This is a genomic window from aff. Roholtiella sp. LEGE 12411, assembly GCF_015206995.1.
Taxonomy (GTDB): Bacteria; Cyanobacteriota; Cyanobacteriia; order Cyanobacteriales; family Nostocaceae; genus Komarekiella.
The window spans coordinates 1-25,367 of the sequence record NZ_JADEXR010000028.1 but is presented as its reverse complement, the minus strand read 5'-3'; the positions used below and the strand labels follow the sequence as shown (position 1 = coordinate 25,367).

Below are 25,367 nucleotides of genomic sequence, written 5' to 3'. Positions count from 1 at the left end.
CACTCAAAGCAAACGCTCTACATCACACTTCAAGGATTTATGCAACAGACTCCATGAGTTGCACTCAAAACGCAAGATGAAAATCTCTCTTGCTATGCCCAATGCCCCATGCCCCATGCCCCATGCCCAATGCCCAATGCCCCATGCCCAATGCCCCATGCCCCATGCCCTATTTTCAACTAAAAACCACTTGACAATTGAAAAAAAAACAGGCATAATAGCAAAGTTGCCCAACAAGGGACTGTAGTTCAATTGGTTAGAGCACCGCCCTGTCACGGCGGAAGTTGCGGGTTCGAGCCCCGTCAGTCCCGTTTTAAATTAATAAGTGCTGAGTCCTGAGTATTATAGGAATTAGAAATCGGTAATTGGTGATGCCGTAAAGTCTATAGTTCTTAAACTCAGTACAGACGTGATCAATCGCATCTCTAAGGACTCAGAACTTTAGGCTTAGTTATAAGCTCAATTTATCATTTTTTGCGAAAGAGAGAATCAACTGTGACTGTTAGAGTCCGTATTGCTCCAAGTCCAACTGGTAATTTACATATTGGTACAGCCAGAACGGCTGTGTTTAACTGGTTATTTGCCCGCCACCACGGCGGGAAGTTCATCCTGCGAATAGAAGATACAGACCTAGAGCGATCGCGTCCTGAATACACCGAAAATATTCTCGAAGGGCTGCGCTGGCTAGGACTAAACTGGGATGAAGGGCCACTTTTTCAATCTCAACGCCTAGATCTCTACAAAGAAGCAGTACAAAAACTGTTAGATCAAGGATTAGCTTATCGCTGTTATACCACCTCCGAAGAATTAGAAGCTCTCCGAGACGCTCAGAAAGCTAGAAACGAAGCGCCCCGTTATGACAACCGTCACCGTAACCTCACCCCAGAACAACGCACCGCTTTTGAGGCAGAAGGTCGCTCTTATGTGATTCGCTTCAAAATCGAAGATGGGCGAGAAATTGTCTGGAATGACCTAGTACGGGGAAACATGTCTTGGCGAGGTAGCGATTTAGGTGGTGATATGGTCATCGCGCGTGCTTCCGAAGAGGGTAGTGGCCAACCACTATACAACTTTGTAGTTGTAGTGGATGACATCGATATGCAAATCACCCATGTAATTCGAGGAGAAGACCACATCGCCAACACCGCTAAGCAAATTCTGCTGTATGAAGCTTTGGGTGCAAAAATACCAGATTTCGCTCACGCGCCACTAATTTTGAATATGGATGGGCGCAAGCTTTCTAAACGGGATGGCGTCACTTCCATTTTCGACTTTAAGCAATTAGGCTTTACTGCTGAAGCTTTGGTGAATTACATGACATTGCTGGGTTGGTCGCCCCCAGACTCGACTCAAGAAATATTTACTTTAGAAGCAGCAGCCAAAGAGTTTAGCTTTGAGCGCGTGAATAAAGCAGGCGCAAAGTTTGACTGGGCGAAACTAGATTGGTTAAACAGTCAGTATATTCACAATACGCCAGTAGATAAACTCACAGATTTGCTCATACCTTTTTGGGAAGCAGCAGGGTATAAATTTGATGGCGGACGAGAGCGCCCTTGGTTAGAGCAGTTAGTAGCTTTAATTAGCCAAAGCTTAACTCGTCTGGTAGATGCTGTACCAATGGCTCAACTATTTTTCAGCGACATTGAATTTAGTGACGAAGCCAGTACCCAACTTAAGCAAGAAGGTTCTGCTGCGACACTCAAGAGTATAGTTACAGCCTTGGAAAATCAGCCGCAACTATCGGAAGCCTCAGCTCAAGACATTATTAAACAAGTGGTGAAAGAGCAAAACGTTAAAAAAGGCTTGGTAATGCGATCGCTCCGAGCAGCCTTAACCGGAGATGTTCATGGCCCTGACCTAATTCAATCCTGGTTACTACTCAATCAAATCGGTTTAGACAAGCCACGCTTGAATAAAGCCATAACAGAAGCCAATTAGCGATCGCTTCCAGATTTGAGGAATATTTAAGATTTTAGGGACGCACAAACAATTGTGCGTCCCTATTGTTGAATTAGAACAATTTTCAACAAGTAGTCAATTATCCTCGTATGGGGAACTAAGTGTGTAAAATTAATGTCTTTAATAACACTTAGAAACGAACTTAATTACAATGCGAAAAAAAGCACTAAATAGAGGAATGAGAATATCTTTCATGATGCTTATAATCTTCATAACATCGGCAATTAATACCACATCTGATGCTGAGGAAATGCCAACTATATTTGGAGATGTCACCATTGATCGCCAATTTTCTCCAGACCCCATGATAGTTCGCGGTATGAGTGGTGGTTTAGTATCTGGGAACCAAGTGGCCGGGAGAAGCGAAACAGCAACAGGCCCTTGTAATGGATTTGTTGATGAAACACCAGACCATACCTTGGAACTGACAAGTAAATTTGAATACTTGAGGCTGCAAGTACAAAGTCCTGAAGACACCACCATGATTGTTAAGGGCCCCGGTGGTACTTGGTGTAATGACGATTTTGATGGCAAAAATTCCGGTATCATTGGTGAATGGCTGCCTGGAAGTTACCAAATTTGGGTTGGTTCCTATAACCAAGGCGAGTATCTCCCTTATACTCTACAAATTACAACAGAAGTTAAGTAGGTAAAGTGGCAGAGGAAGCCTGAAATACAATAAATTACACAGATTTCTGCTATCTTCCTGTAAATTTACTGAATTATTTTAAAACTTTCTTGGTTCTTCAGTACCTAGTATGCCAAAAACTTAGCAAAAATCCGATACAAAGCTGAAATTATCATATTACCCAGATTCCGCACTTCCAAGAGTAGTATAAATAGATTACATTTAGGAAAAGCTAAAAATGATAACTCTGACATTTATGTAAATTTCAAAAAAAAGAAATTAAACACGATAACTTCCCAGCTTTCATTCATTGTTCAAAAGGCTAGTTATGGAAAAATATTTAATTTCAACTTTATTCGATTACTAGAAAATAAATGTTCTTAATAATCAATACCTTAGCCAAAATCAGAGCCTAGAAAAATTTTGGTAAAACTGGCAAAATTACCCATGCATAAGCGTTTTGCTTAAAAGCCAATTTTTCATCTCAAACCCTTATGCTGCGGTCAATACGTTAAAAAAACCTTGTGGTCAACCTTAAAGGAATTTTGGCTCTTGCGCTACTTTTATGGTGAAAATTAAAATAATTTAAATTTCATGCCTATACTTTTTACGATATTGAAGTCTAAAAATTTTACCAAGCATAAGCTTACAAACTTTTAAACATTATTTATTAAGTAATGATTATATTATAATAATCAGAAACGTTGAATGTTGATACAAAACTTTACATACTTGGTTAGAGTAATTCTAAAAAGCCAAAAATAGTCAACATAACATCATCTCCTCAAGCCAATGAACATAACTGATTTTTTGACACATACATGATTGTAAATAACGGAATTTATCTAATAGTGTATATCCCCATTGTTTAGGTATCGATAAAAGCTGTAAAATCAAATATGCTATTAAACTAATGTAAATTTGTATAGTGATACCATTGACGTTTTTGGTAATTAATTTGTCAAGTTTTAAGTGCATCTTTAAAAACTTCCACAATAATTCAACTCCCCAACGTAACCGATAAATATCTCGAATTTCATCATCACTAACTGCTGCATCTCCCGATGCAGGCAAATTTGTCACTAAGCGAAACTCAGTTTTTGTGTATACATCACAAAAATTAATCACTCTATATGCTTGAGCATCATCAGATGCACCAACTTTGACTAAGCCAGTTGAGTCCTCAAACTCTAGTTTCCAATTATTTTTTATTCGCAAAACAAAATATTTATTTTCTGGTGTTAACTCTTGAATAAATTTTAATCCTGCAAATCCTCTATCCATTACTCCAACTGCATTTGTTGGCAGATTAGACATCATTTTTGAACCAAAATTATAATCATGATCATGCCCAAAGTTGATGAAATTATCTGATGGACTACCTGTAGCTAGATTTAAAGAACTAAAAAGTTTAACTTGATGATGTCCCAAAACCCACAACAATTTACTTGTTAAAGTAATAATTGTTGAATCAATGGGACAAATAGCATATTTATCATGTAATTTCTTCTGAGTTTTATTATGTACTAACTCATTTAATTTATGATAAATTTCTTGGAAAGGTTTTTGTGGGCTGTGAGAACTTGCTTGAGAAAAAGTAGAAATATCTACATCAAATCCTGTGTTATTTAATCTTTTAAATAAATCTCGCATACTTGTTAAACTGTTATCCAAAGCATACGATAGCCAGCACTCAAAGAATAGACGACTATTCAATACTGGATAATCGTTTTTTGGCAGGCTTTTCAAGATATCTTTGACAATTTTGGGAAATGAATTTATAATCACAGTCAAACTAATATAGTTTAAGCTTACGCCCAAAAATACCATATTTTGGGCTATTTTTATCAGACTTTTCTTAACATTCAACACTTCTGGTACAATGGTTAGATGGTTTGGAGAAATAGTAGGTTATTTTGATGAAAAAACTACGAGTGGTACTGTAGAAGGAATTAATAATAAGCTGAAGTTGATTAAAAGACTTGGATATGGCTTTCGTAACTTTAGCAATTTTAGACTCCGCAGTTTATTAAACTGGCACTTTAGTATTAATTCTCCATAAAAGTAACGCAAGAACCTTATTTAGTAGAAGGGTAATCATATTAATCATCATTTATCTACTCTTAAATAAAAAACTTTGAACCATATCCTGAAATATTTAAAATAAAATTTTAATCTGTAAATAAACTAGTATTATAACCATTTATTATCTGTTAAAGTATTACTTTACTTTTAATAGACTTGGTTAACAGGAATCTTAATTACAAATTCTGTACATTTTTCAGGAGTAGAAGAACAGCTAATTTCTCCGGCATGTTTTTCAACTATGATCTGATAGCTAACAGATAATCCTAACCCAGTACCTTTACCTACAGCTTTAGTAGTGAAAAATGGGTCAAATAATTTGGATTTTACTTGTTCATTTATTCCCACTCCATTATCAGTAATAGTAATAGTTACCCATTGATCATCAAGTACTTTGGTATGAATTTGAATTTGGGGGTTATATGTTGGTAATTTTTGCTTTTTGATTATTATCGCTGATTCCTCAAGTGCATCGATCGCATTGGCAATAATATTCATAAATACCTGATTGAGTTGACAAGGATAGCAAGTTACATTGGGCAGTTGACCATATTTTTTGATAATTGTAATTGGATACTCATGTATAGCTTTTAAGCGGTGTTCCAGAATCATTAAAGTACTGTCAATTCCTTCGTGGATATTGACTGACTTAACTGCTGCCTCATCAAGTCTAGAGAAGTTTCGCAGCGATTTAACAACTTCCTGAATGCGCTCTGTTCCTATTCGCATTGACTGGAAAATTTTAGTTAAATCTTGGATTAAAAAATCCAAATCTATTACTTCTATTCGCTCTTGTATTTCTAAAGAACTGCTTGGATATGTATGTTGATAAAGTTGTATTAATTTTACTAAATCTTCAGCATATTTTCCTGCGTGGTGAAGATTAGCATAAATAAAGTTTACAGGATTATTAATTTCATGGGCGACACCAGCAACCATTTGACCCAAACTAGACATTTTCTCAGCTTGAATTAGCTGAGATTGAGTAAGTTGCAGTTCATTTAGTGTTTCTTGTAAAGCAGTTGTCCGCTTCTCAACACGAATTTCCAAATCTTGATTCGCTTTCCAAAGTGCTTCCTCTGCCTGTTTGCGTTTCTGGACTTCTTTTGCTAATTCGTCTATTTTTTTGTTAAGTAGAACAAAATTATTATTAGCTATAACCCTCTTTTCTAAGCGTAGGAGAATTAGAGCCGAAGACTCAGTAGACCAGGGTTGAATAACCGCTCCTTGACTACGACATATTAACGTTTGTTGATCATTCTTACGTAAAGTCAAGCAACCCAAAACCATTTTTCTACTACTTGAACAAGCTTGTAAGTACTTTAAAATCTCGTGAGAAGACTCAGTTACCAAATCAAAGAGCATTTTGCCTTGTAATTCCTGACGGCGTAACCCCAGCATATCTGCTACTGCTTGATTGGTAGTTAGCAGATGACCCTCACTGCTCACCAGGAGTAGAGGTTCTGGTAAAATTCTGGCAAATTCAAGAAATTGTTCGGGAGTCATGTGGCTTTTAATTTCAGAGTTTGACTATACTTTACATAGCTGCACTAAGCTCATAACCTCTAGTTGGCTTAGTGCTGAAAAGTCTCCTCTTCTATTCCCCTAAAGTATTCTCGACCTTCTGCATCCTCCGACTCAGCTGTGGGTTTTAGGTAAATCACAACTCCACATCCAGGAGCACCCCTTGCTATAGTTTCTTGCAGTTCGACTTTGGCATATCCCAAATTGTCAGCCGTTACAGTCCCAAAGATGTTTGAAGTCATCATACACATAGCAGGGCGACCAAGCACTTTCTCACCAAATGGGCAGGCGCGATTACCAAATACAATCTTTTCATCATTCTGTTCAATAACATAAAAATCGCCTTTAATTCGTCTTTTTAAATCAACTAAGACATCAGCAACTTGTTGATGGGAAAGATGGGAGACTACCAAAGCAGACTTATAATCTTGGTTTAGCTGCCTACCCATTCTTCCACCAACTACGCTGATAAATCCAGAGGCTTCCTCTAATCCAACTACGTCCTGCAAAGTGCCAGATAATTCCCTAATTAATGTACGCAAGAATAGATCACGTTCTAAAGGGATATTGATAGAGTCTATTGAGTGGTTAAGGGGGTTGTTCATAAATAAATTTTAGAAATGTAGTTTTTGAATACAGTTTTAGAATTCCCTAAAATTGCTTATAATTAACTGTTCCATGCCTAACTAATATTATTTTTTTGTGGAGTTTGATGTGTGTGCCCTCCTCTAATGAGTTGGAAGAGTAATTACAAACTCTGATCCTTGTCCGTACGCTGAATAGACCTCCAGACTTCCTCCATGTTTCTCGACCACAATTTGACGAGCAATTGATAATCCTAATCCCGTACCTCGACCGACTGGCTTAGTGGTAAATAAGTGGTCGAATATTTTTTGCTGGACATCATCTGACATCCCTACTCCATTATCTTTAATATGGATTAAAACATTATTTTTTTCTTTGCTGAGAATAGTTTGAATCAAAAGCTGATTGGGGTTTGTCTCAATTTCAATATAGTTGCGTCCTATATTAGACTCTTCTAAAGCATCTATAGCGTTAGCTAACAAATTCATAAATACCTGATTTAGTTGTCCGCTGAAGCATTCTACTTCTGGTAAATTATCGTAATTTTTAATTACTTGAATATCAGGACGATTCTCAGATGCTTTTAAACGATGTTTAAGAATCATAATTGTACTGTCGATGCCATCATGAATATTGCAGGAAACTTTGCGATCGCTATCTGCTCTAGAAAATGTTCGGAGACTGGTGCTAATGTTGCGAATACGCTGAACACCCTCTTTCATCGAGGAAATTAAGTTAGGTAGATCCGAACGCACATATTTTAGATCTATCGCCGTAATTTCCTCTTGAATTTCTAGAACAGGCTTAGGATAATGCTGTTGATAGAGGTCAATAAGGTTAATGATGTCTTGGAAATATGCTGAAGCGTGACCAAGATTACCATGAATAAAACTAACTGGATTATTAATTTCATGAGCAACTCCTGCTACTAATTGACCAAGAGCAGACATTTTTTCTTGTTGTACAAGTTGGAGTTGAGATTCTTGTAAATCTCGTAATGCTTTTGAAAGGTCTGCTGTTCTTTCTGCTACTCGTTTTTCTAGAGTTTTTGTTAAATTCCGTAATTGAAGATGGGTTTTTATCCTAGCTAGTAATTCTTTCTCATGAAATGGTTTAGTAATGTAATCAACTGCTCCTATACTTAGACCCTCTACCTTACTATCTGTATCACAATTAGCAGTCATGAAAATTATGGGAATATCACGAGTTGATGGATTTTCCTTTAACCTTTTGCAGGTTTCAAATCCATCTATTCTCGGCATCATTACATCTAACAAAATTAAATCAGGGATTTTATGTTGAACTTGCTTAAGCGCAATTTCTCCATCAAATGCTATGGAAACTCCAAAACCAGCATCAGTCAACATTTCAGAAACAATTTCTATATTTGTAGTTGTATCATCTACTACTAAAATCAAGCTATCTTTTTGAAGACTAAACATTTACATTACTTATTTAAATTTTATTAATCTTATAATTAAGATTTCAAGTTTTTTGGAATTTATAGTAATTAAATCATCGTTATTTGTGGTTTTCTTAGTAATATGATGAGAGCCAGTGATTTGAATTTAACTTGAATTATTTGCCAAGAAACTGCTGAAATTGACTGACCAATTTGTTTCTTGAGTGAGAACAAAAATGTATACTTATAAACGCCATCAATTGTAATCGACCACGGGGCGATCGCAGCTAGATTACAGTCTTTTATCTTTAGTAAAATGAGTCTAGGTTTTTCTAGCGTTGACAGACATCAACTATCGTTGAGAGTGAATATATTATGCTTAAATTTTGAGGTGTGCGCTCTTTTTCATTCCGACTTTGACACTATTGGGTTAATTTTAGCAACTTTGAAGGTTGATGGATTGCCTGGGATGCAGTCATAAACTTTGAAAGCAAGAGTGTGGATTTCCTAACAAATTTCAGGTTTTACAACCCTATAGTTCCCAGAAAGTGTTGCAACTGCAACAACATCAGATTAGATTTTTCTAAAACCCGATTTTTAGAAGAATGAAGTCTGTTGCGCTACGCGCACTACGCGGATTTTAAATTCTTTAAATCTGCTTAGACGGACTACCCTGCGGCAAGACTTTACCTACGACGTTTGTGTAGCCGCGATTTCTAATCGCTGAGTATATTTACTAAAAAATATTAATATATAGGAATCATATTTGATTTCTGAAAAAAATTCAGTACATCTTTATTACTTCTTCTCCATGCCCGAATGGCACTAAGAAAAGCCCCAAGGCTTGTGTCGCCTCGTTCCCAGCCTCCAGGCTGGGAATGTATTCCGAGAGGGCTGCTGCCTCTGCTCAAGCCACTGGAGGCGGAGCCTCCGAAAATGGGTTCCTAGCCTCCAGGCTAGGAACCAGTTAGGGCAAAGCTTAGAGCTTTTCTTAGTGCCATTCCTCCATGCCCCATTCCCCATTGCCTCTTCGCCCCTAATCCCCAAAGGGGGCCCCACCTTCTCCATTCGGTGTCTCTACGAGTCAGTTCACGAATCAAATCGGATTACTATACAAGATTAGTCTCTTGGTTTACACGCCTTTTCAATCGGATAGACCATACACCTAGAGGCATAATATATCCCCTACAATGATTTGTATTCCACGCATTTGATAAGAGTACAAATAAATTTAATTGCCTTTGTACAACCAATCAAGATTCTGCTAAAAGTCTATTTAGTACGCAAACAAAAGTACAGAATTTCACATTATCTAGTTTTTAACACGTAGTACAATGTATCTTCAACTCCTACGAAGATACACTGTCCCAATAATCGGATTTTTATCCATAAAGTTAATATGAAGTTATTGAGAAAATATTCTGTAATTTTGCGTATAATCAAAAAGTATCTGCTAAACCTCTCAGGTTAAGGTTTTCTTCCCTCAACGCTTTTTGCGTGGGTAAGGATTATCAACTGGGTGAAAGCAAAACACGAGCTAATCTTGAGTGAGCGCTATCCCACCTCTAGCGGGATGTTTCGTCTGTTTTATGAAGAAAAACGATGAATCCCAATATAATCTTCTGGAGAAGAGATGTATCTGACAAATTCATTCATGAGTGATGAAAAGAAGCAAAGCTTTCAGCAGCCTTTAATTTTGGCAGTGGAAGATCATGATGATAGTCTACTGCTGATTGGTTATGCCCTTGAATCACTGGGCTGTAGATTCATTTGTCAAGCAGACAGCTTAGCAACTGTACTGGTGGCTAAAGAATATCAGCCAGACTTGATCCTGTTGGATATTTTGTTACCAGGTTACAGTGGTATTGATGTTGTACGTTATCTCAAAGAAGAACCCCTAACTTGTAAAATTCCAGTAATTGCAGTCACAGCATTAGCTAGCAGGGAGGATCGAGAACGTATTCTTAAAGCAGGTTTCGATGACTACATCAGCAAACCATACATGATTGAAGACTTAGAGGCTATAATTCGCCGTGTGCTTTGCGGAAAATTTGATTTTCACTCGGTTTTTGAGCTTTGTCAGGATTAGTAAATCCGACAAAGATATCACTTATGAAAAATCAGAATTTAAGTGCGCTTAGGTATCTGCACAGTGAATAAACTGCCTTTACCTAGTTCAGAAGTGACTTCGATTGTTCCATCATGTGCTTCTACAATTCGGCGTGAGAGATGCAACCCTAAGCCACTACCTGAGCGTTTATTTCTACCTTGGCGAAATCGCTCGAAAACTGTTGCTTGGTCTTCGGGTGCTATACCATATCCCGTGTCTTCTACTTCAATTTTTACCAAATCTTGTTTATTATTAGCAGCTGATATTTCAGAAATGCGGATTGTTATGCCTCCTGTATCTGTGAATTTGATGGCATTTGCAATTAAGTTGTTTAATACCCGCCGCAGTTCTAACTGATCACCCATAACTACACCAGCATTCTTGCTTAGTGAATCTAACTCACGAATGTCTATTTTCAGAGTTAAACCTTTTTCGCTAGTCAGAGGACTTAGTTCGCTAACAACTTCTTGAGCTATCTCGCGCAGATTGCAACTTTCGTAATTTAATGTTTTTTTGCCTGCCTCGAAGCGATAAACTTCTAGCAAGGTATTCACCATCTGCATTAAGTTTTGATTACTACGAATCATGACTGCGATCGCCTGTTTCATTTCTGGCGAAATCTTGCAGAAGGTTTCCAATTCAAACAAATTCAACATGCGATCGGCGGCTACCAAGGGAGTCCGCAAATCATGAGTTAGACGGGAAACAAAGTCTTCACGCTGACGTGCCATTTTTTGTTGTTCGTCAAGACTGTGCTTGAGGCGTAACAGCGATCGCACTCTTGCCAGTAGTTCATCTGTATCAAATGGTTTACGAATAAAATCGTCAGCTCCAGCATCTAAGCCTTCGACAACGCTGGATTCATGAAAAGCAGTGATTAATAGAATTGGAATATAGCTGAGAGCAGGGTTCTTACGAATACGACGTGTTACTTCATAACCATCCATCCCCGGCATCATCACATCTAGCAGAATTAGATCGGGTGGAGATTTTTCAACTTGCTGTAGAGCTTTTATACCATCTGTAACTAAGTCAATTTCATACCCTTCACTCTCTAAAATTGTTTGAACTAAAATGAGATTATCTCGAGTATCATCAACGGCGAGGATACGATCTATTTTAGAATTTTCCACAACAGACATGATTTATCAACTTTTATCAACTTTTTGATAGTAATTTATAATTTGAGATTCGGATATCCCATTGGTGTTTTTCTAAATTGAGAAGGTGACTGATGAGGATTTTGAACTGAGCAAAGAATCTCGTTACTATCCAAGTTTAAAGCCAGAGGATCCACTGTTGCTGTTCCTAATCTTACTTGACGTGGCAATTCAATTTTAAACATTGAACCAACCCCCAATTGACTTTCGAGAATGATTTTGCCGCTCATCATTCGCACCAGCGAATCTATAATTGCCAAACCCAAACCAGTGCCAGGATATTTGCGCGTGATAGTTTGATCGACTTGCCGGAATGCTTCAAAAATATGGGTGAAATCTCTGGGAGCTATACCAATACCTGTATCTCGAACAGAAATTACCACTCTATCCCCAGTAATTTCTTTAATCTCAACCCAAATACTACCAGAATCTGTGAATTTAATTGCATTGGAGAGCAGGTTAATTAAAATCTGTCTGACACGAGCTGGATCATTAAAGAGCAAAGGGTTTTGCAAATTTGTTTGCACTAGTAAAGATAACTTTTTTACGTCAGCCAGGGAACGCATTTCAGATACAGTGGTATTGATGACTTTTAATACATCAAATATTTCCGGTCTGAAATCTAATCGTCCTGCCTCTAGTTTGGAAAAGTCGAGAACTTCATTGAGCAGCATCAGCAAATGCTTACCATTATTCAAAATACGCTCTATCATGTCTGTTTGCTGATTTGTCAATTGACCAAACTTGGGGCGCAATAATATCTGCGAAAAACCAATGATCGCATTCATTGGAGTTCTCAATTCGTGAGAGATGGTAGCCAAAAACTGTGATTTTAGCCGTGATGCCTCCAATATCTTCAAATTTTGCAATTGAATTTGTTGTCGTTGTCTTTCTAGTTCTTGATTTTTACGAATAAGTTGTTCATGACTTTCTCGTAGATGCTGGTTTGCCAGATCTGCCTGCATTTCAGCACGATAAACTCGAATAGCATTCCGCAAAACCTGTGCTAATGTTTCTGAAGATACTCTGGATTTAGATAGATAATCTGTAGCACCAGCTTTCATCAATTGCACAGCAATTTGCTCATCTCCTTGACCAGTCAGAACTACTAAAGGAACTTTAATTTCCGAAGAACGTATCTGTTGGATTAGAGTTAATCCATCTTGGTCTGGTAAGCGGTAGTCGAGAAAAACGCAGTCGTAGGCAGCATTTTTTAGGGCAGCGATCGCATCATGTCCATCGCCAACCTCAGATAGTTCCATCTGAACACCTGCTTTAATCAGGGCACGACGTACTGCCATGCGGTCTACTTCGTCATCGTCTATAACCAGAATTCTCAGCGTTTGTTCCATCGGTTTTTATTTTCGCTGCCAAAAATATGTTGATGTATAACATTTCTCTTTTCAGATAATCTAACTAAAGAATCTCGGATTTCGGACATCTCAAATTTGGACTTTCATTGACTAAAGTATTTTTATAGAATATTCTACCTTTTTTTAGCACTGCTATAATCTCAACAAAGTAAAAAAAGATCAAAGTCTTGAGTATATATTAAGCAATATTTCAGTTGTAATCTTCTGCTTGGTTTTGCTCCTTTCTAAATTCAAATTGTGATCACATCATGGCTGATAACCAAGATGTCTAAAATAGTTAGCAACTAACAAACTGAAAATGATTTATCTGCTAAAGCACACAGAGCTAATATAAAGTAGAATAGAATACTTTATTGAGCTTCAACACAATTGTAAATGAGTGAGTACGCACTCGTCCTCAGTCATTAGTGAGAGTTGCACACAAACATCGTGTACCATAAGCTTGAGCAGTTTTACCCTCCACATTGCTTAGACTAGGTAAGGAAAAAAATCCTGTCTGTGTTTACTTTGTGAATCCAAAGTAATCGTACCTCCTTGGTCTTAACAATTTTCTTAGCGCTCATCAGATAACTATCAGTAGACCTCTTGCAAAAGTCCCTAACACCCCACCCCCAACCCTAAGCGCTCTTGGGAAGAGGAGACTTTGATGTAAGTCAAAGGCGGGGTGAGGTTATTATTTTTGATTTATGCAAGAGGTCTGGTGTTTTCATTGCGATCATTGGCTTATAAAGTTTGAAAGACTACAATTATTTTCTAGTTATACTTAGACCGATTTAATAGAAAATTTGCTCGTCGCGATTGTATTATCAACTCCTAAAACATCATCAGCGATCGCCCCTATTAGTTGCACCTGGGTCTTTTTTAAAATTTTCCACCACCGAGCTTCACATAACGAATGACTAATAACCTCACTATCGGTGAGTTTACTAAAGTTTAACGCCGTTTGATTAAGTTCAATTAGGGTGCAAGTCGATTCGATGAGTCCAATGAATTCACAGGTTTGGTCAAAAACTGTTTGAAAGCATCGCTCACTTTTTCTGAAGGTAACTTCGACCTGTGCTAATGTATCCATTTTTATAAGCCTTTTTCAAAGCTTCGTACAGAATAATAGAAAACAACTAATGAAACATGGTAAATGACGGCTAAATTGGGGTAAACGATAGAAATTTGGCGTTCGTCTAAATATTTCATAGTTTTTGTGTAAGTATCTATATACCTTCAGCTAGATTTATGCTCTATCTAAATATAAAAAAAGATATAGATTTCTTCTTTCTATTGGTGGATGCAAGGTTGTTAAATTATCATCTATCTTTGGTTTGGGAAAATAAGAAGTAGCGCTTACAAAAGGTCATACTTTGAGAGATGCAAACAGCGTAAGAGTGAGTGTAGCAATGAGCGAGATTAGCATTCTTTTAATTGAAGATCATGACTTAACAAGAATGGGACTACGAGCTGCATTACAGTCTCACAGCGGATTAAAGGTGATTGGTGAAGCAGCAAATGCCACTCAGGGACTAAAACTTTTAGAAACGGCTAAGCCGGACGTGGCGGTTGTAGATATTGGCTTGCCTGACATGGATGGCATTGAACTCACTCGTAAGTTTAAGCGCTACCAAGCAGAAACTGGGCAATCAACAACGAAAATTCTCATCCTCACAATGGATCATACAGAGGACGCAGTACTTGCTGCTTTCGCAGCAGGGGCAGATTCTTATTACATGAAAGAGACAAGTATCAGTAAATTAACGGAGGCGATTCAAGCAACTCACGGCGGTAACTCTTGGATTGATCCGGCAATTGCCAATGTGGTATTGCAAAAAATGCGACAAGGTTTTCCAGGAGAAACCCAATCATCTGATAAGCCAAAGACTGTCAAAATTGAAGCACTAGCGACCGAATACGAGCAAGTTTTAGAAACATACCCTCTGACTCAACGAGAACTGGAAATCCTTGAGTTAATTGTAGCTGGATGTAGCAACGGGCAGATTGCTGAGAAACTCTACATTACGGTTGGTACAGTCAAGACTCATGTTCGCAACATTCTGAATAAACTATGTGCTGATGACCGTACCCAAGCTGCTGTTCGCGCTCTACGTTCTGGGTTAGTAGCATAATTAAGCTGACATCCGTTTAGCTTATATTGAGTGGTGAAGATAAAAGACAGAAATCTGGGAATTGGGCATAGTAACAAATACTATGGTGACGTTAGGGTCAACTGCACAAAATGCTATCCCCTATACTTGAATTGAGGTATGAGCTTAACCAAATAGCTGTTGTAAACAATCAGCAATACGTTGTGCTGCTCCAGGCTTCCCCATCCGTTGAATACCATTTTCAGCAATAGTTTGCAAGCTGTCGGGATATTTAAATAGAGAAGGTACTACCTTTGCAACTTGTTCTGGCTGTTCAACTACAATCAAAGAAGATCCTAAAAGACGACTTTGAGCTTCAGCAAAAGTAGAGTTGTATTGAGGCCCATCACCGGGAATAGCGATCGCAGGTTTTCCTAAACCAATAAATTGTTCTGTAGCTGTACCTGCCATTGCGATCGCAAAATCCCCCAAATGTAAGCAATCGTTATATGCTTGTTGGGTCAGTAGTAAATATGCGTTTCTTTGCTTAAAGATTAAAACACTAGAATCAGGAAGTTGGATCGGAGATTGCAACTCAGATTGCCAACCTTGAGACTTAACATTTTGGGCAAGAATATTGCAGTCTAAACCAGGTGCGATCGCACCTAAAAATACTACTGTACCAGAAGTATAGAATACTGAATCTTTATCCCGAAAACTTCCCATCAACGCAGATACCGCAATCATGATTTTCTCCCAGTTAGTATATGCCTCTGGTGGACGAGAACCTGGGAGAAGAGTCACAACTAGGGGTCGCACTTTCTCTTGCTGCTGCGTGTCATTACTATAAAATTGTTGGGATGAAAACGTTGGTTCTAAACCATCCATCATTGGATTACCCAAATTAAAAGCTGGAATTGGCCATTGTTTTAATGTTTCCGTCGTCAGCGCATCCCTAGGAAACACCGCCTTACAACGGCGGCGACTCATCAGCCAACGTTCCCAAGGATGGTAAACTGAGCCGGAAAAGTTTTCCCAACGCGCAGCTTTTGATTTTCGTGGTAATAATCCGACTTCATCCCGTACGTAATATTCTGATTTTGCTGTACCGACAAAAGCATACTTAGCGCCACTCAAAGTTGCAAATAGCAGTGGTACAATATCTCCTACAGCTAAGATAGCTCTGTTATTACCTAATTTTTTTTGTAAACTCACCCAGCGGCGGATAGCGTTAATCTGGGTGAAAGTAAGTTGCAGTAAACCGCCACGCACATCTCGTATCAGTTGGCGTCCATCCATATAAACAAAGCCACCAGAAGGCATAGTGCGTACTGAACCTATAAGTGGAATATCCAACTGTTGGTAAGCATGTCCTTCACCCACCAAAGGTAAAGCAAAGATATCTGGTGGGTTTGGTTGTCGCAGGAGTTCCTGCAAAATGCGGATTGCAATTATATCCTCCCCATGACCATTGCTCAAAACAAGCAACCGCAGACGATAACTTTCGGCTTGCGGATGAGAAGTTAAGGATGACTGGAATAAATCACTCATAAAACCTCGTGGTAGGTATTCTAAGCTGTAACGCATTAAAACACACTAATTCGTCAGGGTCGTCCATAGTCAAGTGTCAAAATTCAAAAAAAGGTTTTTTCACCCTTAGAAGAATTTGTAGAGTGTGGGTAAGTCCTACTTTAATTTAGGTGGTTCCAACTCACTATGTACTTATGACGCTAGGAATGTAAGTAGTGGTCGCACTTATGTCAGGACTTACGCAGAATACTGGTCGAGTGCATTTAGGCAGAGGGCAGTAAATTTAACATTTTTAACATTCACTTAAGTAATATTACATTTCCTAGTGGTATGGCTTGAAAGCGATCGCTTCTAAATCTGCTTGATCTACAAAGGTAACAGGTAGCGTGCCAAGCCATGTTTTCTCCCTAACAATCGTGCAACTCAGTATAGACAGCCGAAGCTTGTCCTCACTTTGGTTTTCGGCACGTCCGCGCTATCCTATGAAAAAGGCAAAGCTGTTGCGCTTATGGGGAGGTTTTTATCATTTAGAGTAATTGAACAACTAAAATTATCCCGTAGCATAGGCAAGCCAGCTTAGTCTCTAGCGGGCGAGGCTCCTGCTTAAAATAAATCTGGGAAAACTTTTTTAGAAATCCCTTAAGACTCAGGACTTCAGTATTTAAGCTGTTACGCAAATAAACTTGTATATTTCGCACTTAGGTTGTCAAAAGTCAAAAGTCCACAGTCAAAGGCTAGCTTGTACTTTTGACTCTTGACCTGGGACAGCCTAAGCGCGAAAATATTCGATCTAGACGCGCATCAGCTTATCTGCTCACTAAGAACTCACGACTGAAAATTTTCTATGTTAGCAGGCACAATTTTGCAAGGTGGAAAATATACCCTAATTCAAGAAATAGGGCGGGGTGGCTTTGGCATTACGTTTAAGGCTACTCATCAGTATTTAGGCCATGAGGTGGTAATGAAAACCATCAATGAACGGCTGCGGCAGAATCCCGATTTTGCTAAGTTCGAGCGCCAATTCCAAGATGAGGCTAGACGATTAGCCACTTGTATCCACCCAAATATTGTCCGAGTCAGCGACTTTTTTATTGAAGCTGGGCTGCCTTACATGGTGATGGAATACATTCCTGGCGAAACCTTGGGAGACGCATTTGTATTGCCAGGGATAGCTTTACCAGAAATCAAAGCAATTCATTACATCCGCCAAATTGGGGCAGCGTTGCAGGTAGTACACAACAATGGTTTGCTGCACCGGGATATCAAACCAGATAATATCATCCTCCGCCAGGGAACTCAGGAGGTAGTGCTGATTGATTTTGGCATAGCCAGGGAATTTAATGGCGGCGTCAGGCAGACTCACACGGGTTTAGTTACTGAGGGCTATTCCCCAATTGAGCAGTATCTGTCGCAAGCACCGCGCACACCCGCAACGGATGTTTATGGTTTGGCAGCAACTTTGTATGCGCTGTTGACAGCTCAAGTTCCCATGCCAGCACTACTGCGCGATCGCGAAAAAATGCCCTCACCCCGTGAACTACAACCACATTTGAGTGCTGCTGTCAATCAAGCAGTGATGCATGGCATGGCTGTTGAGTCTCGCTTTCGTCCAGCGACAGTTGCTGAGTGGCTGCAACTGCTGCCTGAAATTCAGCAGGATGCGACACCGCAAGTTTTACCTACTATTGATTTATCTATCCAGCAGTCAGCGAAGTTGTCTAGGAAAACTGCCCAAAATTATATTCATCAAGCATCAGCACAGAATAGAACTGTACTGGCTAAGAAATTGCGATCGTCTAAAGTATTTATTGGCGTATGTATAGCCTTTGTTGCTGCTACAGCAGGTTTTGGCATCACTAGTATGCTCCCCAAATCTCAGCCGCCATCTACCTCAAAGCCAATTTTTGAGCAACCACTTCAAGAATCTGCTACAGAAGTACCCAATATCGATAGTAAATCTTCAGATAAACAGACGAATACCACTTCCCAAGCTGAATCTGCACCTGTCTCTACTTCCAAGCGGCGTCAGCGCCGTCGTGTCTCCCAAGAAGAATCTCCGAGTAACAGTAACAGTTCTACACAAAAATCGCAACGCCGCGACCTTGACCAATCTATACCTTCGCCTAAAGTTTCCTCTTCGCCTTCGGTAGTGGATAAGTTACGGGCAGAGCGGGCATTGCGAGCATTGCGATCGTCTCGTAACGCTTCACCCATCTCATCACCACGCAGTAATTTCCCCTCTTTGAATAAGGATTCTGCCTTGCCCCAACCTGTTAGCCCGTCAAATCCTGTGATTATACCAGCAGCGCCGTCGTCACCTGGGGAATCCAAGCAGTCAGCGCCTTCTGATGTGGTAGTGCCAACCTTGGAGGAAAAGCAAAATTTGCCTATTGAGAGTCAACCCTATAAGGATGAGAAGTTACAGGAAAAGCCACTAGATGATAACGATTAATTAAGTCAATTACCGCTTTTAATTTTTGCGAGTATAACAACTTTTTATTTTTTTTTTTATCTTTTAGCTAAATTTCCTGTTTGCTATTAAGCACAATAATTTCTCCTTTGTTATTAATTTTCACCGGATTTTTAGGAAAAGCTTGATTATTCAAATAACGCATAAGTTTAACAGTATGGAAACTTTGATCGATGTGAGGAATTCCTTGCTTATCCATGCGAATGGAAATAATTTTACTCGATACTAAATCTCCTGCTGAATTAAGTTTGACTTCTAAAATCATCGAGTCACCAGTTTGGGCATTTGTGGATAAAGTCCGATATCCTAAAAAGTTTCCTAAAGAATAGGCTATGAGTTTTCCCTTATAGATTTCCATAGCTCTGGGAACGTGAGGGCCATGTCCCAGAACTAAGTCTGCTCCTGCATCAATCATTGTCCGAGCAAACTTGATCGAATTACCTCGGTTTTCTCCATAGAAGAACTCCGTCTGATTCTTTAGGTGTAGCGCCTCTGTTCCTTCGGCTCCAGCGTGCATTGATATAACTACAATGTTGGCGTTGTTTTTGGCTTGTGTTATGAGTGCTTGGGCTGCTGCTAAATCGTGAATAGAATTATAAATGTTATAAGGAGAAAACCCAATCATTGCAATTGGAATATTATTAGCTTCTAGATAAAGAATTTGATTCTTATGACCTAACGTTGCAATGCCTACAGCTGCAAGATTGTTCTTTGTATCTTGAAACCCCACCTTACCAAAATCCATTGCATGATTATTAGCCATATTGAACACATTAAACCCAGCTTTAGCAAACACCTGAGCATAGGCAGGTGGGGAGCGAAAGGCAAAAACTTGTTCTCGACTGATGTCTTTAGTCGTATATGGATAATTAGTTAAGCTACTTTCAAAGTTACCAAATAAAATATCAGATCCTTGCAAGTATGCTCTCACAGACTTTGGCAACAGATTGTTACCTAAGCGTGGCAATCTATAGTTAGGAAAATTGGTACCAGGAATAATATCTCCAACTGCTTTGATGGTAATGGTGTCTGCAAAGGATTCTTCTTTTCCTGGCGGTGGCGTGGGTTCTGGAAAAGCAAACGGAAATGACTCAGGCTCAGTGGATGTGGTAGCGGCATCTGATGGTTGCAATTGTCCAAAGCGAATGAAGATTCCAATACCAATGCCTAGACAAAAACAACAACTGATAAAACTTAATGATAATAATTGTACTAATCTTTGATTTGCCATCGTTCACTCCTTACACGATGGCATTAGTTTATCCCAAAAATCACTCTTCTAAGTGTGTATTTTAGTATTATGTAAAAAAAGTATACTACGTAATGATGAGCATATAATTGCTATATGAATTACTACAATGTTCTTAAAACGGAGAGGGGGGGATTCGAACCCCCGTTGAGTTGCCCCAAAACGCATTTCGAGTGCGTCGCATTCAACCACTCTGCCACCTCTCCAGCTATTCATTCGCGAATTTGACTATACATTCAGTATGCACAAATCTCGTGAGTTTAAGGAAATTGCGATCGCATCCTTCTTTTAGCCATCATACCATTTTGAGCAATAAAGCGATCGTCTTAGAATATATTGCACGCAACAATAATTGTAATAAGACTGATTGCAGAGTTATCATTCTGAAGATCTTTTTATTTCTAGGGTAATTTTAGTAATACTGATAATTTTTATGTTGCACAAATTACCATGATTTAAAAAATATTCACTAGTAATACTTTCGTCACAACTTCTTCATATCTCTGTCAAACAGATGTGTGATACTTGATCTGGCTACAGACCTATTCATCTGGTCATTTCCAAAGGCAGGAAATTAAAAATTCTGCCTTTTATTTCTTTTTTATGAGTTATTTATAGGACAGAAGATTTATTTTCTGTTGCTTGAATAAACGTCTCAAATTGACCATTGGGTGTCCATTGAATTGCTCCATCTCGTCCTGTAAAAAAAAGTTGTGTTGAGCTTTTATCAAGTTGAGACAAAGTTTTTTCATCAAAATTGTCAGAAGAAGCGATCGCCACTTTTGGTTGCAGAGCTAAAACTAAATCTTTTAAGGACTCAGAGGAACACCACAGCACTTGTGGGTGAGGTAAATTTCCATTCTTAACTAGCTGTTGCACTTCCTTCGACTTGATATTACCTACTAATAACCAATTCTGCTCGAAAACTTGTAATTGTAAGATAGGCAATTGCTCATTAATTAATTGCGTCACCATCGAACCAGTATTCACAATTTGACCAATTGCCAAAGGCTGGTAGATACCTTGATGCTTCTGTAGCTCTTGTTGAATAGCCTGAATAGCAATGGAATTTTCTGGCTTAGAGGAATATACATAAAAATTTTTAATGGGTAAACGTTGTAGCAGTTCCAGCCAAGCATTACTATGATTGCCTTGGAAATTATTAGCGATCGCCCAATTTATTTGATTCACACCCTGCTGTTGCAAAAACGGTAGGATTGTGAAGCGTCCTGTACCCTCATCTCCACTATTAATTAAAGTTACTTTTCCTCGATCTTGAATAACTACAATTGGTTCCGTATCTGCTGCTAGTATAGTTATCCTAAATAACGTATTTGCAGAATGCCAAACTGGAATTAGTACCAAGCTAACCGCAATTAAACTAGCAAACCACCATCGCTGTTGCCACCAACGCACCAACCAAACTAATATAATCAGCGCATAAATTGTTAGTATTTGCCAACCAGATATACTACCCACAGCAACGGAGTTTCCCGGCAGCTTGCTAAAAAATTCTACTAACTCTACTAGCCAATCAGTAGGAAAATATAATATTCCAGCCAAAAAGGTTCCCGCATCAGTCCAAATTAATGCTGCGATCGCACTAATAATTCCACCTATACTAATGATAGAGATTAATGGAGTGCTAAGGATATTCAGTAGCAGGCTGTAAGATGGCACAACTCCAAAGACAAACAGTTGTACAGGTAAAGTCCAAATAGTAGCAGCAAAAGGAACAGCAATTAAAGAAGCGATCGCAGGCGGTAACCAACCCAAACGCTCAACTATCGGGGGTACTGTAACGATTAACCCTAGTGTTGCTAAAAAACTTAGTTGAAAACCTAAATCCCAAATCCATAGAGGATTAAACAGCAACAACACAGTTGCCGCTAACAGCAGTGAACCTAACTGTTTTACTTTCCTCTTTAATACCAGACCAACTAATGCTGCAAAACCCATAATTACAGCTCTTAGTACCGCAGCCTGGAAACCTGTTAAACTTAGGAAAATAATTAAAGCTAACAACCCACAAGTAAATTGTGTTCGCTTTTTGAAACGTTTTGTTAGCTGTAAGATCACACCCAAAATCAAAGAAGTTTGAAACCCGGAAGCTGCCAAAGCATGAGCTAATCCCGCCTGTACAAACAAGTCGCGGATATCATAAGGTAAATCAATAGCTTTGCTGCCTAGAACCATTGCACTTACAAGTGGCCCTTCTGGAACACCTAACCAACGAACTTGCGATCGCACAATTCGCTCTCTAACTTGCCACCATCCCCATTTCCGTTTTGCATTTACATCTAGAATATTTACCTGTCGCCCAATCAAACCAGCAAATGCTCCTTCTTGCTTAAGAAACTTCTGAAAGTCAAAAGCACCAGGATTTGACGCCCCTTTCGGTTTGTACAAAACCCCAGTTACAGCGATTTGTTGACTTGGATATAATCCAGTAACCTGAAGTAAAGGTACAGTCACATACAATTTACCTGTCACCCCTTTCGGTACACCTGCTGATCCCTTTTCATTTTTGACCTCATCTACCTGAATCGCTTCTAACCAAAACTGTCCTCGCTGACTGCGAGTTAAACGGGGAGTACTGGCGACTTCACCACGAACAATTACAAGTTGTTCTTGATTGCTGTTATTTCCAAGGGGGACGAACTGACTGATGTCTTTTACCCCTGGTTGTGGCACTCGTAATTGAAAATACAAAGTTGCCAAAAGCCCCACCAAGCCAGCAACTATCCATATTCTTGGATGGGGAACAGCTTGCCAGGTATTAAATACGAACTTGATTTTGCTTCGAGTGTTTTCTGGTTTTTGAGCAACTTGTTGTGGAGTAGTGTAGCGTTTTCTAAATAGAATCGCTCCTACTACCCCTAGAACCAAAATCCATACTCCACCCCAAGGAATTGCTGTAAATAGCAAACCCAGAATGTAGCCAAGACAAATAATTACACCACTCGTTTGAATCATAAGACTTCTTGTAAAAGCACCTAGCGAATAGAATTCGCAGCTGACTTAAAAAATAGCTAGAGGAACACGAAAGAAAAATTTTCATGCTTGTGGTGAAGTATAGTTCATCAACTTTATACAAACAAAACCCATAGAACCGGGCTTTATTCTTATAGGCTTAGCTTATCTAGGATGAATTGCTAACTACATTTATCACCCTCGCCAACAGCTGCATCAGAAAGCTGTTCCCAATTTCAACCCAAGTGCAGCATGGAGAAATAGGATACCAAGTCCAATGCTACCCATGTAAGCATGAACTGCACGTAACACTGTTTTATTCCCTGCAAATCCACTCAGCGCAATTGCACCATTAATAAGTAATAGTAAGAGCACCAGCGAACCAGTCCAAAAATGAGGACTTTTAAGAATTGGCTGATGCTGCATCACCAAAGACAACACCCCGCCAGTGTAACCAGCCGCCATAAAAACAAATAGCCACGGTGCTAGTTGACGATGGTCGCTTCGACTTTTAATTACAGAATCTTTATCTTTAGTCAGTCTTCCTCTCCAACCTGTTAGTCCCACATAGCTGCCCATTACAAAAACAACGATGGCCATCATTAACGGATGTCCCCAATGTACAATCGGTTCGGGAATTCCCATAAAACGAAACCAATCTGCGATCGGTTCTAAAACTTCACTCCAATTCACCATCTCTCACACACCATCAATAAATTTGCTAGATATACTTACGTTTAACCCCCTTTTTTAGGGGGTTAAGGGAATCAAATCAAGTCTTATTGATATTCAACGCTAGTCTTTACCGTTCAAACTACGGTGTTTTTGAGCAACGGAAAACCCAACTTCTCCCTTTGCTCAACATATAAATGAGCAACTTTCCGTGCTAAATGCCTAATCCTGGCAATATAACGAGTTCGCTCCGTGACTGAAATCACACCTCTAGCATCCAGCAAATTAAACGTATGCGAACACTTAATTACATAGTCCAAGCTGGGTAACACCAGTCCGCGCTCCGTTAATTGCGTAGCTTCCTGCTCATACAAATTAAATAGCGTCAGCAACAATTCAGGATTAGACGCTTCAAAGTTATACGTACACTGTTCAATCTCTCCCTGGAGGTGAACATCACCATAAGTAATATTGTCTGTCCAATGAATCTTAGTAATTGCCTCCACTTGCTGGAGATACATTGTCAGTCGCTCCAGTCCATAAGTCATCTCAATCGACACAGGACGGCAATCAATGCCTCCGCATTGTTGAAAGTAAGTAAATTGAGTAATTTCCATCCCGTCTAACCATACTTCCCAGCCAGTACCCCAAGCTCCCACAGTCGCATCTTCCCAGTTGTCCTCAACAAAGCGAATATCGTGGTCTTCGGGACGAATACCTAAAGCCCTCAACGAATCGAGATAAATCTCCTGGATATTATCTGGTGAAGGTTTAATTAAAACTTGATACTGATAATAGTGTTGAAAGCGATTGGGGTTTTCACCGTAGCGCCCGTCTGTAGGGCGACGGCAAGGTTCAACATAAGCTACAGCCCAGGGTTCCAGTCCCAGTGCTCTTAAAAAAGTATGGGGGTTCTTAGTTCCAGCCCCTTTTTCCATGTCATAGGGCTGGGCAATAAGGCAACCGCGATCGCTCCAAAACTGATGCAATATGGCTATTACCGACTGAAAATTCACGCTTTACCCTTCCTTAGTCAGCACAGTGCATAAACCATTGTTGCTTAAACCTAGCACTGTGAGCATTTTTAGAGGCTGAAAAGAGTGTGTAAGAAAAAAAGGAGAAAGTAGTTGACAAAGTGATGTGCGCTCGCTATATTGAATAAGTGCCTGAAAAGCGAGCGCCAAGAGCGACGTGATAAGGACGCCGAACCTTGAAAACATTATAGTTTGAAAGCCATTATAGAGCAAGTGGCGTGCGTCAAGAAAATCAGATAACTAAGCTGAAGTTAAAAAAGAGCAGCTAATGATATAGAGCTAAAAAGCTTTCCAGTTCAAAACGGAGAGTTTGATCCTGGCTCAGGATGAACGCTGGCGGTATGCTTAACACATGCAAGTCGAACGCACCTTTCGGGGTGAGTGGCGGACGGGTGAGTAACGCGTGAGAATCTAGCTTCAGGTTCGGGACAACCACTGGAAACGGTGGCTAATACCGAATGTGCCGAGAGGTGAAAGGCTTGCTGCCTGAAGATGAGCTCGCGTCTGATTAGCTAGTAGGTGTGGTAATAGCGCACCTAGG

General features: G+C 39.4%; 19 protein-coding genes, 2 tRNA genes, 1 rRNA gene and 1 pseudogene. 8 read left to right on the top strand and 15 right to left on the bottom strand.

Going from position 1 to position 25,367, the window contains the following annotated elements:
• Positions 1–3: 3 nt before the first annotated feature.
• Positions 4–216, bottom strand: a complete 213-nt coding sequence (locus IQ246_RS08970; protein ID WP_194002183.1) for a hypothetical protein — start codon at positions 214–216, stop codon at positions 4–6.
• A gap of 21 nt (positions 217–237) precedes the next feature.
• Here IQ246_RS08970 and IQ246_RS08965 point away from each other — a divergent pair.
• From IQ246_RS08965 to IQ246_RS08955, 3 genes are all read left to right on the top strand, one after another.
• Positions 238–311, top strand: a tRNA-Asp gene (locus IQ246_RS08965).
• A 184-nt stretch (positions 312–495) separates the two neighbouring features.
• Positions 496–1,938: a glutamate--tRNA ligase gene (gene gltX / locus IQ246_RS08960; RefSeq protein ID WP_194002137.1), complete on the top strand. Its 1,443-nt coding sequence runs from the start codon at positions 496–498 to the stop codon at positions 1,936–1,938.
• 172 nt (positions 1,939–2,110) lie between these two features.
• A complete protein-coding gene (locus IQ246_RS08955; protein WP_194002135.1) occupies positions 2,111–2,608 on the top strand; it encodes a hypothetical protein in 498 nt (165 codons plus the stop codon).
• Between the two features lie 744 nt (positions 2,609–3,352).
• Here the strand turns inward: IQ246_RS08955 and IQ246_RS08950 are convergent.
• Positions 3,353–4,375 carry an IS4 family transposase gene (locus IQ246_RS08950; RefSeq protein ID WP_194002178.1) on the bottom strand — a complete coding sequence of 341 codons (1,023 nt, stop codon included), beginning with the start codon at positions 4,373–4,375 and terminating at the stop codon, positions 3,353–3,355.
• Positions 4,376–4,463: 88 nt separating this feature from the next.
• Between IQ246_RS08950 and IQ246_RS08945 the strand changes: the two are divergent.
• A pseudogene (locus tag IQ246_RS08945) lies at positions 4,464–4,649 on the top strand (transposase); the annotation flags it as partial.
• Between the two features lie 170 nt (positions 4,650–4,819).
• On the opposite strand, the gene IQ246_RS08940 reads toward IQ246_RS08945, so the two are convergent.
• The 4 genes from IQ246_RS08940 to IQ246_RS08925 form a co-directional block, all read right to left on the bottom strand.
• Positions 4,820–6,178 carry an ATP-binding protein gene (locus IQ246_RS08940; protein ID WP_194002132.1) on the bottom strand — a complete coding sequence of 453 codons (1,359 nt, stop codon included), beginning with the start codon at positions 6,176–6,178 and terminating at the stop codon, positions 4,820–4,822.
• 68 nt (positions 6,179–6,246) lie between these two features.
• A complete protein-coding gene (locus tag IQ246_RS08935; protein ID WP_194002130.1) occupies positions 6,247–6,801 on the bottom strand; it encodes a methanogen output domain 1-containing protein in 555 nt (184 codons plus the stop codon).
• A 123-nt stretch (positions 6,802–6,924) separates the two neighbouring features.
• Entirely contained in the window at positions 6,925–8,223 is a 1,299-nt protein-coding gene (locus tag IQ246_RS08930; RefSeq protein WP_194002128.1) for a response regulator, read from the bottom strand.
• A gap of 916 nt (positions 8,224–9,139) precedes the next feature.
• Positions 9,140–9,283 carry a hypothetical protein gene (locus IQ246_RS08925; protein ID WP_194002126.1) on the bottom strand — a complete coding sequence of 48 codons (144 nt, stop codon included), beginning with the start codon at positions 9,281–9,283 and terminating at the stop codon, positions 9,140–9,142.
• A gap of 533 nt (positions 9,284–9,816) precedes the next feature.
• Between IQ246_RS08925 and IQ246_RS08920 the strand changes: the two genes are divergently transcribed.
• On the top strand, positions 9,817–10,272 hold the full coding sequence (locus IQ246_RS08920; RefSeq protein WP_194002124.1) for a response regulator: 456 nt from the start codon (positions 9,817–9,819) through the stop codon (positions 10,270–10,272).
• A 38-nt stretch (positions 10,273–10,310) separates the two neighbouring features.
• On the opposite strand, the gene IQ246_RS08915 is transcribed toward IQ246_RS08920, so the two are convergent.
• From IQ246_RS08915 to IQ246_RS08905, 3 genes are all read right to left on the bottom strand, one after another.
• Positions 10,311–11,435, bottom strand: a complete 1,125-nt coding sequence (locus IQ246_RS08915) for a hybrid sensor histidine kinase/response regulator (protein ID WP_194002122.1) — start codon at positions 11,433–11,435, stop codon at positions 10,311–10,313.
• Positions 11,436–11,470: 35 nt separating this feature from the next.
• Positions 11,471–12,805, bottom strand: a complete 1,335-nt coding sequence (locus tag IQ246_RS08910; RefSeq protein ID WP_194002120.1) for an ATP-binding protein — start codon at positions 12,803–12,805, stop codon at positions 11,471–11,473.
• Between the two features lie 784 nt (positions 12,806–13,589).
• On the bottom strand, positions 13,590–13,898 hold the full coding sequence (locus tag IQ246_RS08905) for a hypothetical protein (protein WP_194002118.1): 309 nt from the start codon (positions 13,896–13,898) through the stop codon (positions 13,590–13,592).
• A gap of 319 nt (positions 13,899–14,217) precedes the next feature.
• Between IQ246_RS08905 and IQ246_RS08900 the strand changes: the two genes are divergently transcribed.
• Positions 14,218–14,940, top strand: a complete 723-nt coding sequence (locus IQ246_RS08900) for a response regulator transcription factor (protein WP_162399050.1) — start codon at positions 14,218–14,220, stop codon at positions 14,938–14,940.
• 144 nt (positions 14,941–15,084) lie between these two features.
• On the opposite strand, the gene IQ246_RS08895 is transcribed toward IQ246_RS08900, so the two are convergent.
• Positions 15,085–16,449, bottom strand: a complete 1,365-nt coding sequence (locus IQ246_RS08895) for a lipid-A-disaccharide synthase-related protein (protein ID WP_194002116.1) — start codon at positions 16,447–16,449, stop codon at positions 15,085–15,087.
• Between the two features lie 823 nt (positions 16,450–17,272).
• Here IQ246_RS08895 and IQ246_RS08890 point away from each other — a divergent pair.
• On the top strand, positions 17,273–18,880 hold the full coding sequence (locus IQ246_RS08890) for a serine/threonine-protein kinase (protein ID WP_194002114.1): 1,608 nt from the start codon (positions 17,273–17,275) through the stop codon (positions 18,878–18,880).
• A 67-nt stretch (positions 18,881–18,947) separates the two neighbouring features.
• Here IQ246_RS08890 and IQ246_RS08885 read toward each other — a convergent pair whose 3' ends face one another.
• The 5 genes from IQ246_RS08885 to glyQ all read right to left on the bottom strand — a co-directional run bounded on the left by IQ246_RS08885 (position 18,948) and on the right by glyQ (position 24,808).
• The gene (locus IQ246_RS08885; RefSeq protein ID WP_194002112.1) at positions 18,948–20,129 is read right to left on the bottom strand and encodes a CapA family protein; all 1,182 of its coding nucleotides are present in this window, start codon (positions 20,127–20,129) and stop codon (positions 18,948–18,950) included.
• 139 nt (positions 20,130–20,268) lie between these two features.
• Positions 20,269–20,353, bottom strand: a tRNA-Ser gene (locus IQ246_RS08880).
• A gap of 406 nt (positions 20,354–20,759) precedes the next feature.
• A complete protein-coding gene (locus IQ246_RS08875; protein WP_194002109.1) occupies positions 20,760–23,123 on the bottom strand; it encodes a ComEC/Rec2 family competence protein in 2,364 nt (787 codons plus the stop codon).
• Between the two features lie 213 nt (positions 23,124–23,336).
• Positions 23,337–23,816 (bottom strand): DUF4079 domain-containing protein, encoded by a 480-nt coding sequence (locus tag IQ246_RS08870; protein ID WP_194002107.1) that lies wholly within the window; start codon positions 23,814–23,816, stop codon positions 23,337–23,339.
• 113 nt (positions 23,817–23,929) lie between these two features.
• Entirely contained in the window at positions 23,930–24,808 is an 879-nt protein-coding gene (glyQ, locus tag IQ246_RS08865; RefSeq protein WP_194002105.1) for a glycine--tRNA ligase subunit alpha, read from the bottom strand.
• 316 nt (positions 24,809–25,124) lie between these two features.
• Here glyQ and IQ246_RS08860 point away from each other — a divergent pair.
• Positions 25,125–25,367, top strand: a 16S ribosomal RNA gene (locus tag IQ246_RS08860); the annotation flags it as partial.

Excerpts from the sequence above, each read along its gene's own strand:
- IQ246_RS08895 (WP_194002116.1), bottom strand. The coding sequence starts at position 16,449 with ATGAGTGATTTATTCCAGTCATCCTTAACTTCTCATCCGCAAGCCGAA.
- IQ246_RS08905 (WP_194002118.1), bottom strand. The coding sequence starts at position 13,898 with ATGGATACATTAGCACAGGTCGAAGTTACCTTCAGAAAAAGTGAGCGA.
- IQ246_RS08890 (WP_194002114.1), top strand. The coding sequence starts at position 17,273 with ATGTTAGCAGGCACAATTTTGCAAGGTGGAAAATATACCCTAATTCAA.
- IQ246_RS08915 (WP_194002122.1), bottom strand. The coding sequence starts at position 11,435 with ATGTCTGTTGTGGAAAATTCTAAAATAGATCGTATCCTCGCCGTTGAT.
- IQ246_RS08885 (WP_194002112.1), bottom strand. The coding sequence starts at position 20,129 with ATGGCAAATCAAAGATTAGTACAATTATTATCATTAAGTTTTATCAGT.
- IQ246_RS08930 (WP_194002128.1), bottom strand. The coding sequence starts at position 8,223 with ATGTTTAGTCTTCAAAAAGATAGCTTGATTTTAGTAGTAGATGATACA.
- IQ246_RS08970 (WP_194002183.1), bottom strand. The coding sequence starts at position 216 with ATGCCTGTTTTTTTTTCAATTGTCAAGTGGTTTTTAGTTGAAAATAGG.
- IQ246_RS08940 (WP_194002132.1), bottom strand. The coding sequence starts at position 6,178 with ATGACTCCCGAACAATTTCTTGAATTTGCCAGAATTTTACCAGAACCT.
- IQ246_RS08875 (WP_194002109.1), bottom strand. The coding sequence starts at position 23,123 with ATGATTCAAACGAGTGGTGTAATTATTTGTCTTGGCTACATTCTGGGT.
- IQ246_RS08935 (WP_194002130.1), bottom strand. The coding sequence starts at position 6,801 with ATGAACAACCCCCTTAACCACTCAATAGACTCTATCAATATCCCTTTA.
- IQ246_RS08910 (WP_194002120.1), bottom strand. The coding sequence starts at position 12,805 with ATGGAACAAACGCTGAGAATTCTGGTTATAGACGATGACGAAGTAGAC.
- IQ246_RS08920 (WP_194002124.1), top strand. The coding sequence starts at position 9,817 with ATGTATCTGACAAATTCATTCATGAGTGATGAAAAGAAGCAAAGCTTT.
- IQ246_RS08870 (WP_194002107.1), bottom strand. The coding sequence starts at position 23,816 with ATGGTGAATTGGAGTGAAGTTTTAGAACCGATCGCAGATTGGTTTCGT.
- IQ246_RS08900 (WP_162399050.1), top strand. The coding sequence starts at position 14,218 with ATGAGCGAGATTAGCATTCTTTTAATTGAAGATCATGACTTAACAAGA.
- IQ246_RS08955 (WP_194002135.1), top strand. The coding sequence starts at position 2,111 with ATGCGAAAAAAAGCACTAAATAGAGGAATGAGAATATCTTTCATGATG.